Origin of the sequence: Haloferax sp. DFSO60 (genome assembly GCF_046557615.1) — an archaeon.
Classification (GTDB): Archaea; Halobacteriota; Halobacteria; order Halobacteriales; family Haloferacaceae; genus Haloferax.
On record NZ_JBKIII010000004.1, the window covers coordinates 140,193 to 155,302 of the forward strand.

The 15,110-nt window shown below is 57.3% G+C and carries 15 protein-coding genes; 2 read left to right on the forward strand and 13 right to left on the reverse strand.

Going from position 1 to position 15,110, the window contains the following annotated elements; translation table 11 throughout:
* Positions 1 to 432: 432 nt before the first annotated feature.
* Positions 433 to 966, reverse strand: coding sequence for a transcriptional regulator (locus ACK509_RS16485; RefSeq protein WP_410767659.1), 534 nt, complete (start codon positions 964 to 966; stop codon positions 433 to 435).
* Between the two features lie 342 nt (positions 967 to 1,308).
* Here ACK509_RS16485 and ACK509_RS16490 point away from each other — a divergent pair, with 342 nt between their 5' ends.
* Complete coding sequence (locus tag ACK509_RS16490) at positions 1,309 to 1,587, forward strand: PadR family transcriptional regulator (protein WP_410767660.1); 279 nt, start codon at positions 1,309 to 1,311, stop codon at positions 1,585 to 1,587.
* A gap of 165 nt (positions 1,588 to 1,752) precedes the next feature.
* Here the strand turns inward: ACK509_RS16490 and ACK509_RS16495 are convergent, their stop codons facing one another.
* Complete coding sequence (locus ACK509_RS16495) at positions 1,753 to 2,160, reverse strand: hypothetical protein (RefSeq protein ID WP_410767661.1); 408 nt, start codon at positions 2,158 to 2,160, stop codon at positions 1,753 to 1,755.
* A 483-nt stretch (positions 2,161 to 2,643) separates the two neighbouring features.
* Here ACK509_RS16495 and ACK509_RS16500 point away from each other — a divergent pair, with 483 nt between their 5' ends.
* Positions 2,644 to 3,063, forward strand: a complete 420-nt coding sequence (locus tag ACK509_RS16500; protein WP_410767662.1) for a hypothetical protein — start codon at positions 2,644 to 2,646, stop codon at positions 3,061 to 3,063.
* A 95-nt stretch (positions 3,064 to 3,158) separates the two neighbouring features.
* Here the strand turns inward: ACK509_RS16500 and ACK509_RS16505 are convergent, their stop codons facing one another.
* From ACK509_RS16505 to ACK509_RS16555, 11 genes are all read right to left on the reverse strand, one after another.
* Positions 3,159 to 3,767, reverse strand: a complete 609-nt coding sequence (locus tag ACK509_RS16505) for a nitrous oxide reductase accessory protein NosL (RefSeq protein ID WP_410767663.1) — start codon at positions 3,765 to 3,767, stop codon at positions 3,159 to 3,161.
* A gap of 179 nt (positions 3,768 to 3,946) precedes the next feature.
* Positions 3,947 to 5,272 carry a phosphoglucosamine mutase gene (glmM, locus tag ACK509_RS16510; RefSeq protein ID WP_410767664.1) on the reverse strand — a complete coding sequence of 442 codons (1,326 nt, stop codon included), beginning with the start codon at positions 5,270 to 5,272 and terminating at the stop codon, positions 3,947 to 3,949.
* Between the two features lie 129 nt (positions 5,273 to 5,401).
* Positions 5,402 to 5,731, reverse strand: coding sequence for a HalOD1 output domain-containing protein (locus tag ACK509_RS16515; RefSeq protein ID WP_410767665.1), 330 nt, complete (start codon positions 5,729 to 5,731; stop codon positions 5,402 to 5,404).
* Between the two features lie 120 nt (positions 5,732 to 5,851).
* On the reverse strand, positions 5,852 to 6,490 hold the full coding sequence (locus ACK509_RS16520) for an NADPH-dependent F420 reductase (protein WP_410767666.1): 639 nt from the start codon (positions 6,488 to 6,490) through the stop codon (positions 5,852 to 5,854).
* A gap of 57 nt (positions 6,491 to 6,547) precedes the next feature.
* Positions 6,548 to 7,858: an MFS transporter gene (locus tag ACK509_RS16525; protein ID WP_410767667.1), complete on the reverse strand. Its 1,311-nt coding sequence runs from the start codon at positions 7,856 to 7,858 to the stop codon at positions 6,548 to 6,550.
* Positions 7,859 to 7,913: 55 nt separating this feature from the next.
* Positions 7,914 to 8,918, reverse strand: coding sequence for a methyl-accepting chemotaxis protein (locus ACK509_RS16530; RefSeq protein ID WP_410767668.1), 1,005 nt, complete (start codon positions 8,916 to 8,918; stop codon positions 7,914 to 7,916).
* Positions 8,919 to 9,189: 271 nt separating this feature from the next.
* On the reverse strand, positions 9,190 to 10,158 hold the full coding sequence (locus tag ACK509_RS16535) for a metal ABC transporter permease (RefSeq protein WP_410767669.1): 969 nt from the start codon (positions 10,156 to 10,158) through the stop codon (positions 9,190 to 9,192).
* Positions 10,155 to 10,952 carry a metal ABC transporter ATP-binding protein gene (locus ACK509_RS16540; RefSeq protein ID WP_410767670.1) on the reverse strand — a complete coding sequence of 266 codons (798 nt, stop codon included), beginning with the start codon at positions 10,950 to 10,952 and terminating at the stop codon, positions 10,155 to 10,157. The genes ACK509_RS16535 and ACK509_RS16540 overlap by 4 nt, the downstream gene beginning before the upstream one ends.
* Positions 10,949 to 11,977: a metal ABC transporter substrate-binding protein gene (locus ACK509_RS16545; protein ID WP_410767671.1), complete on the reverse strand. Its 1,029-nt coding sequence runs from the start codon at positions 11,975 to 11,977 to the stop codon at positions 10,949 to 10,951. Before ACK509_RS16545 ends, ACK509_RS16540 begins: the two co-directional genes overlap by 4 nt.
* A 145-nt stretch (positions 11,978 to 12,122) precedes the next feature.
* Positions 12,123 to 13,550 carry an FAD-dependent oxidoreductase gene (locus tag ACK509_RS16550; RefSeq protein ID WP_410767672.1) on the reverse strand — a complete coding sequence of 476 codons (1,428 nt, stop codon included), beginning with the start codon at positions 13,548 to 13,550 and terminating at the stop codon, positions 12,123 to 12,125.
* 72 nt (positions 13,551 to 13,622) lie between these two features.
* Positions 13,623 to 15,110 (reverse strand): PGF-pre-PGF domain-containing protein (locus tag ACK509_RS16555; protein ID WP_410767673.1); only part of this gene is annotated, 1,488 nt, incomplete at its 5' end.

Consider the following 15,110-nt stretch of genomic DNA (forward strand, 5'->3'; position numbering starts at 1 on the left):
GTGCTCTCAGGGATATCCCGAGCACACAGCGGTTCAAAACGGACGTCCGAAGTGTTCAGTTTCGGGTAGGTGTCCGTCACCACCTAACACGAGAGGGTCAGCGAGTCAATAGGTTAGAGAAGGGTAAATACTTGTCTGGTAGCCTCACACTCTGATTTATCCGAGGGTTAGGTTTGCAAAATGTGAGAGAAGAATCTGTGTAACAATCAATAGAGTTCGTGATATTCACTATTTCTGAACTATTATCCGAAAACTGGTAACCAAGAGACAGAGACGCATAATATCAAAGGTATTCACGTATTTGTGAATGTAAATCCATAGAATCTGATACAGATAGCAGAGAAAATAGTTGACGACGATTGGCAGCGTGTGAGAATGACAGATAGTAATGGTATCTGACACACCACTGCAGAGAAACTGGCGCAGTAGGTGTCACTCGACGAGCGTTTCGAACGCATCAATCGAAGCACTGGTACTCTCTTCGGTGACGTACTGGGCGAGAACGAAGACCAAAAGCAGCGTAGAAACGAGGACAGCGACGACGCTCCACGACAGGAGAACGAACCCGGGGAGGCCGAGCCAGAGTCCAATGATGAGTATCCAGCCAAGGAGACCGATACCACCGTAGTACAGGTACCATGGGCGCTGAACCTCCGGCTGCATCCAAAAGAATCCCTCGCGTGCGACGTCGACGACGAGGTCGACCGTTCGCGCTTCGTCATCGTAGACGACGAGGTCTGCCGCTTCGAGTTTCGGTAAGTGTGTTTGGTACAACGAGATATACACTCGCTGCCGCTCTTCGTCGGTTACGTCCGCAACTGAAGTTTCGTTCTCTCTCGCAGCGACCATCGCAGCAAGTTCCTTGAGCGAGAGCTTATCGCCCTCCCGATGAAGGAAGTAGATAATTTGTCGTCGCCGCGAGTTACTGAGGATGCGGAACAGTTCGTCTTTGGATAAATTTGTCATCGTCGTGTGCGGGCGCGATTCATCAGACCAGTGCGAGGAACCTACGCCAGTTGACTTTGATTACACCATAGACAGCCTTTGTTATCGTGACGTTTCCAGTGGGGCTCAAGCGGTTGGAACAATCAGATTAAGTTCATATTCAGATGAGAGTCAGCCGGAAAAAACGTTCACGCCGTCCATTTTATCCACCATTGCAGAACAGTTGCAATGACCATTTCACCAAGACAGTACGAAATTCCTGAAATATTGTAAATGCCTACCACAACCAGTAAGAAAGGCGAAAACACGGTATAGCGGTGACTAACAATACGGGAGGGTAGCAATAGTTAGATTCGAGACTAAATGTTCGAATTGACTGGCTTCCAGCGAGACCTTCTGTACGTAATTGCAGGAGCAGACAGGCCATCCGGCCAAGAGATTAAAGAATCTATCAGCAAAGATGTCGGAGAAGTGAACCACGGTCGGCTGTACCCCAACCTCGACGCACTGGTCGAACGCGGGTACGTAAACAAAGGCCAACATGACCGACGGACAAACTTCTACGAGATGTCAGAGAAGGGTCGAACAGCGATCATTCAACGCCGAACATGGGAAAACCGCCTTGTTGAATTCCTCGACTGAGCCTACGGGACGTATCGCGCTGATGGAGACAGACGGCTGGATAGACGCCTCTTCGAACATTTTTTGTCTACCCACGCTCCTCCAACGGGAAGACTAGACACCACCCACGGTCAGAAGGCCCCTCATTTTTCAGTCCCTCGCGTGCGTACGAGTGCGTGAATCTATCTAAAGGTTCTGCGCAAGCGTACGTCCGTACGCATAGGTAACACTGCCAAGAACGCCACCGGAGAGAAGCAGTACACCGTAGAACACGACGACGAACGCGCTTCCAAAGCCGAACCCCAACCAAAGACCACGAACGACTGCGATGGCAAAGGGGAGAACTATCGCCGAGAGTGCAACGAGAGACTCGGTTCGACGGCTGGCCACGCCGAGCGGGAGCATGAAGGCGACAACCAGGGGGACGAGGACGTGGAGTTGCCACACGACGAACAACGCTTCGGAGGGGGAGAGGCTCGGTCGAGCAGCGACGACGCTCCCGACTCGAACGACGTGTGGTTGGTATAGCCGACAAGTCGAGGAAGGCTCAGAACCACACCGAACGTGAGATAGACACTCGCGAGTCCAAACCACGTTTCCACCCCATGGACCGGGTTGTGAACGATGACTCCACCGAGACCGATAACTGTGCCAACTCCGATGGCAGCCAGGGTCGAGTCACGAATGTCCATTGGCCAGACGATATTTTCCCGATGTGATGAGTACTGCGTCGCTCACACCGAGACCTGCGCAGGAGGAAAATGCGGGGCAAACCACCCCGTTTTCGGGGTGAAAAACCGTGCATATCAACTTATTAGACAGTACCAATATATTGAATGTTTAGATATGTTTACAGACATCGAAACAGTCTGAACAGCAAATTAATGCAGAGGTAAAATTTGATTAATTCCGTAATAAGTCGTCACTGTACTGCGTTTTTTCTGGCGTGTCCCGTCGAGAAAACGAGTCGGAATTCGTGACTGTGTCACACCCACCTACATTGTATTTTGACATTCACAAAATCCTACTAATGTAATTATCACAACATTTATTGCGTTAATACCCAACTCGTGCGATATGGCACGCGAACGGTCCACCGAACAGGACCCAGAAACCACCAACGACAACCTCTCAGTTGCGAGGCGCAGATATCTCTCCCTTTTCGGGTCAGTAGCTGCGACTGGTGCAATCACCGGCCTGTCCGGAGTTGCAACCGCAAGTGAGTCAGAATCGAACGCAGACTCCGACGAACACACCCTCGTCGTCGCAGGGACCGGCACACCCTCGACGTTCGAGGTGACTGTCGATGGTCAGATTACCCCGCTCAGTTCGAACGGGGCACTCAGCACCGTCGGCGCACTTGGTCCCGCCGCAGAAGGCGCAGTCGTGAAGGAATCTCGAAGCTACCGCTTCGCAGGGGACATCACGAATTTCCAATCGAGCGATTCCGTGACAGTGTACGTCGATGGTGTGCGCGTTCCGGACAACAGTTTCTGAGACGACGCTCCAACGTACTTTTCTGAACCCAAACTCACCAGCGACCGCTCTCGATAGCGGTTGCCGTCCCCGCTACACATAGCAGTCGGGGCCGTTTACGAGCGCATGTAGCCGTTGAGCCACTCGGGAGTGATGTCGTCAAATTCGATAGTGTCACCCCCGTGTTCGCTGGCGAATGCCTCTGCGTCCGCCGCATCTGAGAACGGAAGCAACTCTTTTCCCATACCTCCGAGGACGTCACTCCCAACGGCGTAGGTCATCGCTTCTGCATCACCGAACGTCTCGGGTTCGGTGTGGGTCGAAATCGAAAGTCGGCCATCTTCTTCGGTCAGTTCGTACTCGACGACAGAGTAGTCGGTGACGTAGATGATTTCGGGCGTCCACCCCTGCTGTTCGTGCTCGAAGTAGTAGGGGAACAATCCCATACTGAGCGTGTGGAACCACGCGGGGTTCTCACGGCCTTCTGGTGTCTCATCGCGGTAGAATATCTGCCCGTTCGGTCCCGCGTGCAGGCCGATCACCATCCCTCCCTGGTCGTCTTCTTTTCCACCCGAGAGATCGACCGGTTCGGGAACAGTTTCCGACTGGCGCGTTCCGATACACCCCGCGAGCGCGGCAAGCGTCGTTACCGAGAGCGAGGTAGCGAACGAGCGCCGAGTGAGTGAGGTGGGCGACGATGAGTCGTCGAAAGGGTCGTTGGTCATCAGCGTCTCTCTCCGAACTCAGCCGTCGTCGTATGTAAAGTATCACAGTTGCAGTCGTGGTTCGAGACGCAGTCTACTCGTCTGGTGTTCGGTCGAAACCGTGGCCTACCGGTCATCGCTGGCGCGATAGCGAAGAGAAGCGACAGAAAGAGAGCGAAGAACGAGTCGGACAGGGGGAGTTAGGCGGCGACGCGTTCGCCTTCGACGAGGTTGACGATATCGTCGAAGAGGCGGTTCGCAGTGTCTTCGTCTCGGGCTTCTGCCGTCACGCGGATGAGCGGTTCCGTCCCGCTGGCGCGGACCAGGAACCAGCCATCGTCAGTATCGACGCGGATTCCGTCGATAGTGTTGACAGTGTCGTAGTTCGAGTGGACCGCACACGCGATACGGTTCATCGCCTGCTTCTTGTCGTCGAACGGGATGTTCTTGCGGCGGGTCGTGTAGTTATCACCGTTCAGCGACGCGATCTGTTCGGAAATCGGGCCATCTCGCTCCACTATCGAAGCGAGTTTGAGTGCCGCGTAGTGGCCGTCGGGGGCGAGCGTTTCGTCGGGCCAAATCCACGCACCCGACGGTTCGCCGCCAAAGACGAAGCCCTGTTTCGAGACTTTTTCTGCGACGTACACGTCACCGACGGGCGTGTAGCTGACAGAGCCACCGGCCGCCTCGACGACGTCTTGGACGAGGAGACTGGTGTCGATTGGAACGGCAACGGATGACCCTTCGGTGACTGCGTCGCGGGCGAACAGCGCGAGGAGGTAGTCACCAGAGATGTACGACCCAGTTTCATCGACAGCGACGAGTCGGTCAGAGTCGCCATCGTGTGCGAGGCCGATATCGACACCGAGGGCAGGAACCGCTTTTTGCAGGGCGACGAGCGTCTCTGCGTTAGGTTCGCTCTTTCGTGCTGGGAAGCGCCCATCACGTTGCCCGTCGATGGTGTTGACGGTCGCACCGAGTTCGTAGAGTGCATCGACGGAGACGCGGCCAGTTCCGTTGCCGAGGTCGAACGCAATCGAGACGTCGTCGAGTTCGTCGAACGAGGAGACGAGGTGGTCAACGTGGCGTGCCGAAGCGTCCGGCCACTCACGCTCTTCGCCGAGTTCGTCCCACCCGACGAGTGAAATTTCGTCTCGGTTGAGGCGATGGACGATTTCGCGCGTTTGCGACCGGTCGAAGGCACGACCACTCGGCGTCCAGAGTTTCAAGCCGTTATCTGAGGCAGGGTTGTGCGAAGCAGTAATGCCGATACCGGCATCTGCACCCATCCAGCCGACAGTTCGAGCAATCGTCGGTGTGGAGGTGACACCGATTCGAATCACGTCAGCACCGCACTCTCTCGCGCCAGCACTCACAGCATCTGCGAGTACGTCGCCACTTAGTCGGGCGTCCTGTCCAACGACGATAGTCTGTGCGTCGCACCCGACTGCACGGCCGATACGGAGAGCTAGTTCGGCAGTCACAGTCTCTCCAACTGGACCTCTGATTCCACTCGTTCCAAACATAGTACACGGGACGCAAAGAGGATGTTTTGGTATATGTTTCCTACTGCCGATTGAAACGATTCAGGGAGCCATTATTGCAGCAGCTAATCGAGAGACAGAACACAGGTGGTGGAAAATAGTGCGTCTCAACTAGTTCAACTCGGCGGGGCCGTGCCCGTCGAGTGGTCGAAGTTCAATCGAGTCATTCGAATCGATAGTGATGTCAAAGCCAGCGTAAGAAAAAGATAGCCTCGCATTCTGTGCATCCGCGAAAATCGCATCGAGCGCATCCGGGTCGATGGTCCGGGCCAGTGGTGGCAGTTGGGTCGGGAGCGTGTTCTTGATGCTTGCAATACATAGTACAAGACTCGTCCCAAGAGGTTCGTCACCGGTGGGGGTAGTTCGATAGGTTCCAGCGTCAGAATCGTATTCAATACTAGACTGAATCCGCGCTTCGGTCCGTGCCATCATAGTAGTCATTGCACCGTCTGGACCCACTCTTCTTAAATCCATGCTATTTGTGAACAGTAGTAGTACGTGACTATCTGGAATTCGTGAATGTTTGGAGGTCCAGTGCGTGAGTCTTGGGTACGAGAGAAACTACCAAAGTGGTTGGAGGTTCGCAACCGCGTTGCGTGCATCTGGTGTCGAGAACTCCCGCGCGTACAGTGGTCCACCGGGTTCCATGAGCCGTCCACCGGTGGCTAACTGACCGACATCGACCGGGCCGAAACCAAGTTCTCGAACGAGGTCGGAGACGACTGCTTTTGCCTGGTCGTCGTCGCCAGCGACGAAGAGTGCAAACCGCTCGGATTCGGGGAGGTTTCGGTGCCCGAAGTCTCGAAGTGTCTCCCAGTACATCGTGTTGAACGCTTTGACGACACGCGCACCCGGCAGTTGTCGAGCGACGAGTTCAGACGACGTTTCGTCACCGAGGTCGATGACGTGAAAGTCATCGGTGTACGGGTTCATCGCATCGACGACGATTTTGCCCTCGAAGAGCGACGCATCAGGGAGCGATTCACGGTCTCTGAACGGGATGGCGAGAAAGACCACCCTCCCGAACCGGACCGCCTCTTCGGGCGAGACAGCGTGGAGTCGTGGACCAAGTACCTCCGATAAATCGGCGAGCGATTGTGGCCCGCTTCGGTTTGCAATGGCGATTTCGTGACCCTCTTCGACGAGTAGTTGGGCGACTGTCCCACCGAGCCGCCCCGCACCGAGAACCCCTATCTTCATGAACAATAGTTAGACTGTTGTCTAATTAATCGTTTATGGCAGATGTCAGTCGCTTGCTCAGATACCACCTGCGTACGCCTCGAACTCCTCGCCACGAAGGGCAAAGTACACGACACCGACGAGTCCAATCGCGGATGCAGTGCCGAATGCGAGCGATGGGCTTTGGGCATACAGCCACCCACCAAGTGCGGCACTCGGAATGACAATCGTGTTGCGGACGAGGTAGTACGTCCCCGTCACCCGCCCACCAGCATCGCGCTCTGCAGGGCCGACGATGAGCGCCTTGTGTGCTGGCAGTCCGGCGAACCGAAGCCCCGAAAAGGCGAATAGTGCCACCAGCATCCACTGGTTCGACGGCGCGCCGATGAGGAGGACAGGAAAGATTGCATACACGAAAAAACCGAGGCCCACGACAGGCTTGAGGCCAGTTCCCTCTGCGAGTTTCGAGACGGGGAGTTTGGTGACGATGGCAACGACCATCTCGACGCCGAGTAAGACACCGAAGAACGCGTCGGGGCGGAGCGACACACCGAATCCCGTGAAGCCAACGGCGAGAAATTCGGTGACGACGATGACGAAAAAGACGTACACCATGCCGTTGGCGAATCGAATGAGCGTATCTGCAACCAGTAAAGGCCGCAAGGTCGCAGGGAGCGAGCGCATGTCGTCTCGAATCTGCGAGAGACCCTCGAACGACTTTCCGAGCGAGTCCTCGCTCGCGTCGTAGAGAAAGTGCTGTGCGACCGTCGCGATGAGACCGAACACCGCGGCGGCGACGAGGATGTACTGGAATCCGGTGACGAACGTCGCCGTGGCGGTCAAGAGTGCTGCGGCGATAAGTGGGCCGAGCAAGAAGCCGATACGTCGAAATATCTCGGTGCTGGCAAAGCCCATCGCCAACTGATTCGGTGAGACGCTCTGCTTGACGATGGCAAACGTCGCACCGAGGCCGAACGACTGCCACGCCTGCGTGAGAAAGAGACCGAGAAAAATCCAAATCCACGGTTCGAGCGAGACACCAGCGACCGAAACGGGAGGAATAAGCGGTGCGAGGAACCAAAACAAGAACCCAGCGGTCGAAACCGTCCCGAAGAGCGTCAGCGAAATCCGAGACCCGAGGCGGTCAGAGAGCGCCCCACCGGGATACGGATACAGCGCGCCGATGAAATTTCCGAGACTGCCATACAGGCCAACGACAGTCGCGCCCGCGCCGAGAACACGTAGATACTCGGGGATGTATCGCCCGGTCATCTGAAACGACAGGCTGAACGCGAGCATCGCAATCGAGAGGACGAGAACGTCGCGTTCGAGCCCGATGAACTGACGGAATGAGTCGAAAACATCGACAGAGTCTCGCCGGGTAGCCATTGAGAAAGCCGAGGGATTGCTCCACGATTAACGTAGGGAAAGGCGAACGATTCGACTAGGCGTCGAGTTCATCTTCGAGGTCTTCGACGTTGTCCTCGACGTGGTCCACGAGGAGGTTGACCTCGGTTATTTTTGCGGTCTGTTCTTCTGCTGCGGCGGCGATGTTGCTGATTTCGGAGGCGACCTCTTCGGCCCCGTTCGCAGTTTCATCGACGAGACTTGCAACTTCTTCTGTACTCGCGGCCTGCTGGTCGGTCGCGCGGGCGACTTCTTCGGCCCCGTTAGACGCCTCCTTGACTGCGTCATCGATATCGCGGAGCGCCGCAACCGCCGCATCGACTTCGGTGAGTCCCTCGTGGACTTCGTCGTTAGCTTCGGCGATGTTCTCGACAGTCTCTTCGGTCGTATCCTGAATGTCGTCAACCATCTCTTCGATTTCGGTTACGCTCTCTTGAGACTGTTCAGCGAGCGATTTTACCTCGTCGGCGACGACAGCGAATCCCGCGCCAGCGTCGCCAGCGCGAGCGGCCTCGATAGAGGCGTTGAGCGAAAGGAGGTTGGTCTGGTCGGCGATTTGGGTGATGACCTCGACGAGGTCGTCGATTTGGTCCACCTTCTCCCGGAGTTCGAGAATCTCATCGTACACGTCGGTCGTGACGGCATCGACCGTCTCCATGGCGTCCGCCGCATTGTCGGCAGAGGTTCGCCCTTCGGTCGCAATCGTTCGCGCCCTGTTGCTCATCTGCTTTGCCTGCGTCGCACTCGAAGCTATTTCTTCGACGCTCGCACTAAGATTGGACACTTCGCCAGAGACTTCGTGCATGTTCATCGATTGAACGTCGGCGAGGTCGCTAATCTCCTGAGAGCTTATCGCAACGCTCTCGGACGCATCGGCGAGTTCTGCAACCGCTTCGGTGATTTCTTCGGTTGCATCCGTCGTGTCGTCGATATCGTCTAGAACATCTTCGTTCTCGACCGCAGGTGCGACTTGCTCACTGAGTCCCCCGTCAGTCGTAATCGTATTCGAAGACGTATCCAATTTGTTGAATTCACGACTCATGGAAATACAATTGATAAAACAAGGAACTAGTTATAAGGTTTACTCGGGGGTATCAAAACATATAATCAGAATTCGCCCGTAATAGATTGTATTTTCCTACCATATTGGAAATATAAGCCCAAACGTCAGATTATTTTTGGTATGCAAGCAACATATAAAACGAGAGAGTATAAACAACATAATATAAAAGACATTCCTCAGAAATTCGTCTATATATAAAACACCGGGCGTAGCAGTAGGCTGCAACAATTTGAGAAAGCGATAGAAGCCCTCAGCCACGGTGCGTCCAGACAGTCGCCACAGTTGCAACGGAGAGAAAACCTCCGATAGCGACGAGAACGATAGTCCCCCCGGCGGCGAGTCCGTAGAGATAGGCGAGCGAGACGCCAACGACTCCAGCGAACTCGCCAGCGAGAACGGCGACGAAGAGCGACTGCTTGTAGCTCTTGCTCACTCCGGCCGCAGTGACGACCGGGACGACGAGGAGCGCGGCAACGAGTATTACACCCATTATTCGCATCGCGCTCACGACGACGAACGCGGTCAACACCGACAACACCGTGTTCACAGTGCGAACGTGCATTCGAGATGCGCGTGCGGCGACTTCGTCGAACGTAACGTACAGCAATGGACGATAGGCGACGAAAACGGCGGCGGCAACCACGAACGACATAGCGACGAGCAGTCCAACGTCCGCTCGCGAGACAGTTGCGAGCGAGCCGAAGAGGTACTGATTGATGCCGACTGAGATTCCGCCACCAGTCACCGAAATGAGGACGCTCCCGAGTGCGAACCCACCGGTGAGAACCATGGCAAGCGCAGCATCACTGCGGGTGTCTGTGTACTCGATGAGTAATTGGACCAGCAGTGCTGCAACCACGGCGACGACGAGTGCGCCGACCAGCGGCGAAACGGGGATGTCGAAAGCGGCATCGAGAAACAGTGCAACTGCAACCCCCGCAAAGGCAGTATGCGCGAGCGTATCGCCGACCATCGAGAGGTCACGATACACCAAGAACGACCCGACGAGCGGACCGACGAGCGCGATACAGAGAATCGAAAGATACGCCCGTTGCATGTAGGGATACTCGAGGAATTCGAGACCTGTCGCATCCGCGAGCAGGGAGAAACTCTCTCCGACGACGACCTGGAGGAACCAATCGAACAGGCCAACGAGTGAGTCCACGACGAACAGTGGCAGCCATTGGTCGCCCAGGAACAGGAGTGTGAAGTCCGTCACGGCTGGCCCCCTTGCGAGTCGTCGTCTTCACCGCTGGAGGCCGGGTCGTGATGGGCATGGTGAGTGTGGTCGAGGACTCGATAGTTCGCACCGTAGGCGTCGGCAAGCGCGTCACTCTTGGCGAATTCATCAGACTCACCGTGGAAGAACAATCGCCGGTTGAGACACGCGATTCGAGACGCGCGTGAGGTGACCACACCGATGTCGTGTTCGACCAGAATGATAGTCAGTCCGCGGTCGTTGAGGTCGGCAAGGAGGTCGTAGAACGACTCTCGGGACGCCGAATCGAGTGCAACAGTCGGTTCGTCGAGTGCGAGGAGGTCTGCGTCCGCGGCGAGCGCCCGCGCGACGAACACCCGTTGTCGTTGTCCTCCGGAAAGCGACCCGATTCGACGCCCAGAGAGTTCAGACACGCCGACGCGTTCGAGTGCAGTATCGACGGCAGTACGGTCTTCACGGGAGAATCTGCCGAAGAGGTTTCTCGGGTAGCGACCCATTCGGACTACCTCGCGGACGGTGATTGGCATGTCACGGGCGGTGTCTGTCACGTCTTGTGCGAGGTAGGCGACTCGCTCACCATCGGCGAACGCGTGAGCGGGTTCATCGAACAGGAATGCCTCTCCGCTATCGGGGCGTTGTAACCCAAGCAGCAGCCGTAAGAGCGTACTCTTTCCCGACCCATTCGGCCCGACGAGTCCGAGAAACTCTCCTTCGTCCACATCGAGTGAAACGTCCTCGACGACGGGGACATCGCCATACGAGAAGGCAACCTCGTGAAGTGATACTGCGGTCATTTCGCACCGAGACTGGTCTGAAGCGATGGCAGGTTCAGTTCTGCCATGATATCGAGATATCCCCATCCGCGCTCGTTCCACTCGGCTGTTCGGCCCGGAATCGCAGTCAGTGGAAGCACCTCCTCTGCATCCGTCTCGTTCACGAGTTGTGTCGCGGCACGGTTCGATTCCAGTGGGTCCGCCAACACGTGCCGGATGTCGTGTTCGTCGATGACTTCCTGTGCCTGTTCGATATCTCGCGGTGAGGGTTCTTCATCGGGCGAGAGACCGGTGAGTGCGACGACTTCGAAGCCGTATCGGTCGGCGAGATAGCCATAGGCGTTGTGTCCTGCGACGAGAATTACGTCCTTTCGTCGGGATTCGAGCGTCGATTCGAACGTCTCATCGAGGTCGAACACTGCGTTACGGTACGACGCTGCGTTGGTGGCATACGCCTCGGCGTTCTCCCCGTCAACGCGCTGGAACGCATCTCTCACCGTCTCTGTCGCGGTGGCGACGCGCAACGGGTCCATCCAGAAGTGTGGGTCCATCGAACCGTGGTCCTGGCGGTCGTCTTCGGTGTGTGTCTCCTCTTCGTGATTACCCGTTTCTTCGTGGTGTCCGCCCTCCTGCTGGTCGTGGACGTGCTCGCCGTCAGCCCCGATTTCGTGGAGTTCGACATCTTCCGCCGCAGAGACGGTGACGACGTCCGCACCGTCGGCTTCGAGCGACGTGAGAACGTCGTCAGCCCACGGCTGAAAACCGGGCATTCCGTGGACGAAGAGGTCTGATTCGTAGATTCGACCCTGCACGTCGGGACCGGGTTCCCACCCGTGGCCGTGTTGTCCAACCGGGACGAGCGTCTCGGCGACAGCCACGTCGCCAGCGACGTGTTCGGCGATGTCGCCGAAGACGAAGAACGAAGCAGAGCTAGCCGTCTGACTCGCCGATTGTGAACCAGAGTTAGCGCCAAGACAGCCAGCGAGTCCTCCGGCAAACACTCCCGCAGTCAGGGAGAGGAACCTCCGTCGGTTTGAGTTCTTCATATTAACAATTAGAACACTGTTTGTAATAAGAGCTATTATCATATATTTGGATTTTATTAATACTCGGGGACACGAAACACGGCTCCCGCTACGTCGTGAAGGACGAGCAGAGGAGAGGAGAGGACAGGAGAGGAGAGGACAGGGGTTACGACATCGACCCGCGAAGCACCTTCGCCGCGGTTAACACAGGGTCCCAGACGGGGCTAAATGGTGGCGCATACCCGAGGTCCAACCGCTCGAACTCTTCGACAGTCAATCCTGCTCCAAGCGCCGTTGCGATGATATCGATTCGAACTGCCGCACGGTCCGCCCCGACGATGCTTCCTCCGAGGAGCATCCCGCTGTGGCGGTCCGCAACGAGTGTGACCGTTGTTTCGGCCGACCCGGGGTAGTATCCCGAGCGCGACCCGGCAGTAATCGTCTTCGAAACCGGGTCGAATCCGGCGTCGCGTGCCGAATCGAGGTCGATGAGTCCAGACCGTCCACACTCCAAATCGAACGCTTTCACCATCGCCGTCTCCGCAACTTCACCAATCGGTTCGGGATTCCCGGCCACCGTCTGCCCGATTGCCCGGCCAGCACGGTTGGCAGGAAGGCCCAATGGAACCCACGTCGGTTGCTTCGTGACTGTATTTACCATCTCGGCACAGTCGCCCGCGGCGTAGACGTGGTCGGCGCTCGTTTGTCCGTACTCGTCGGTGGCAATCGCACCGGAGTCACCTAGTTCGACTTGCTCTGAGACGAGTTCGACGTTCGGTTGCAGGCCGATACCGACGAGCGTCGCATCCACGTCGAGTTCCCGCTCAGGGCAGACGACGGCTTCAATCGAACCGTTGCTCCCGCGAAGTCGTTCGACAGGTTCGCCGAGGTGGAGCGAGACCCCTTGCTCACGCAGGTGGGATTCGACCCTCTCACCGACTTCCTCGCCGAACGTCTTGAGAACGTGTCCAGAACGCTGGAAGAGGTGTACGTCAGTGTCGAACGACGAAAACGCCTCGGCCATCTCGATGCCGACGAATCCACCGCCGATGATGGCAATCGATTCTGGCGGGTCCATCGCCAGGTATCGAGCGGCGCGCTCTTCGTCGAGATACTCGCCGCCGCCGAGGTCTTCGATGGATGCGGTTTCGGGGTCCATGAGGTAAGCACGGATGGCCCCCGCGTCGTCGAGACCGTGGAGTTTGAACACGCCGTCGAGGTGGAAGCCATCGACTGGTTCCGTGCGGGCGCGTGCGCCAGTCCCGAGGAGTAAATCGCCGTAGGGTTGGTCGAACGACCCATCTGGCCCATCGACCGTCACGACCTGTTCGTCGGTATCGACTGCGACGACTTCGTGTTCGCGCCGGAGGTCGATACCGCGGTCGGCGGCATCCTCGGGGGAGAGCGAAAGGAGGTCGGTGAGACGTTCGACTTCACCCTTCACGAAGTATGGCGTCCCGCAGTGGGCGTACGACACCCATCGTCCTTTCTCGAAGACGATGGTTTCGCGGTCCGAAGTCGTGCGCGCAAACTTACTCGCTGCGGAGAGTCCGGCAGCATCACCACCGACGACGACGAAGGGGTCGCTGGACATTGACTGAATGGTACACACCACTGTCACGTATGTTTCTCGGTGGACGAAGTGGTTGGAACCGTTATGAGTTGGTCAGCGTCTCCAAGCCATACTGCGGATACCGAAGACCACGATGATGGCCACGACGCCGAGTAACAACATGCCAACCGGGTTGAGTCGAGAGCGACCGTCATCTTCGGACTCGGTCGTGTTGGTCTCCGGGTCGGGGGTGCTGAACTTCGAACTACCTTCCTCGACAGTGATGTCGATAGATTCGTCGTTCACCGAGAGTGTGTAGACGCCGGGCGATTCAATCGTCTGGTCGAACGTCACGACCTGGGACTGCCCAGCGGGGACCGAGACGGTTCTCGTGTCGATGACACCGCCGAACGCCTCGTAGGTGAGTGTTATCTCACCCTCTGCCCCACCAGTATTCGTGACGGTGGCGATGAGCGTCACGCTCTCGCCCGGACCCATGAGCGTCGCATCCGCCTTCAACTCGGTGAGCCGGACCGCGGCAGTGGGTTCGCGGACTGTTACGTCGACACTCTCCTCGCCGATAGCGATGGTGTGCGACCCGGTCGAATCGAACCGATAGTCGAACGAGACGGTCTTGGTCTCACCCGACGCGATTTCGACCGACCGACTCGCCACCACGTCGCCGTCGATGCTCAAGTTTACCGTGACGACGCCGTCACCTGTTCCGGTGTTAGTAACGTCGGCAGTCACGGTCGTTGGGTCACCGACCACGATGTTCGATTCGGTCGTGAGGTTCGAGACGGTCGGCTCGGGCTGTTGGATTCCGAGCGCGAAGTAGGACATCCCCGGAGAGGTCGCCCGCATGGTGTAGTGAGTTTCGTTCTCCGAGATGACGCTCGTGTCGAGTCGGTCCCACGCACCGTCGGTGTAGCGGTAGAGCGCGACGTTTTCGGGAGACGTTCCGCGCGCTTCGAGGTTGGCTTTCGAGACCGAGAACTCGACCGTGAGTTCTTCGAGCGACTGATTGACCGTCTCGTCGCCTTCGATTTCCAAGTAGAGCGGAACGTCGTCAACGTCCGAGAGTGAATCGACACCATCGGGTTGGTCCGTGAAGCTCCGCACACTCACCGACGCGGAAGACACCGATTGTGAGAGCGTAATCGTGCTTCGACCGAACTCGATGCCCGAGTCACCAGCGATGGATTCGGGAAGTTGGAATTCGACCGGCTCACCGGCTTTGGCATCCTCGACATCGTACTGGACGCCGCCATCGGCCTGTGTTGTGGCCCGGACTTTCGTCGCGGGTTCCGCTGGTGCGGAGCCACCACTAGATCCACCAGACCGGCTTCCTCCCGAGCTTCCACCGCTACTACGTGTGCGTCTTGGTGTCGACGTCGGTGCTTTGGTGGTCGGTTCCGGTGTCGGCGTCGCCGTGGTCGTTACCGTCGGCGTGGGGGTGTCCGTCGGCGTCTCTGTTGTTGGAGTGTCCGTCGGTGTATCGGTTGGCGTGTCTGTTGGCGTGTCCGTCGGTGTATCGGTTGGCGTGTCTGTTGGCGTGTCCGTCGGTGTATCGGTTGGCGTGTCTGTTGGCGTGTCCGTCGG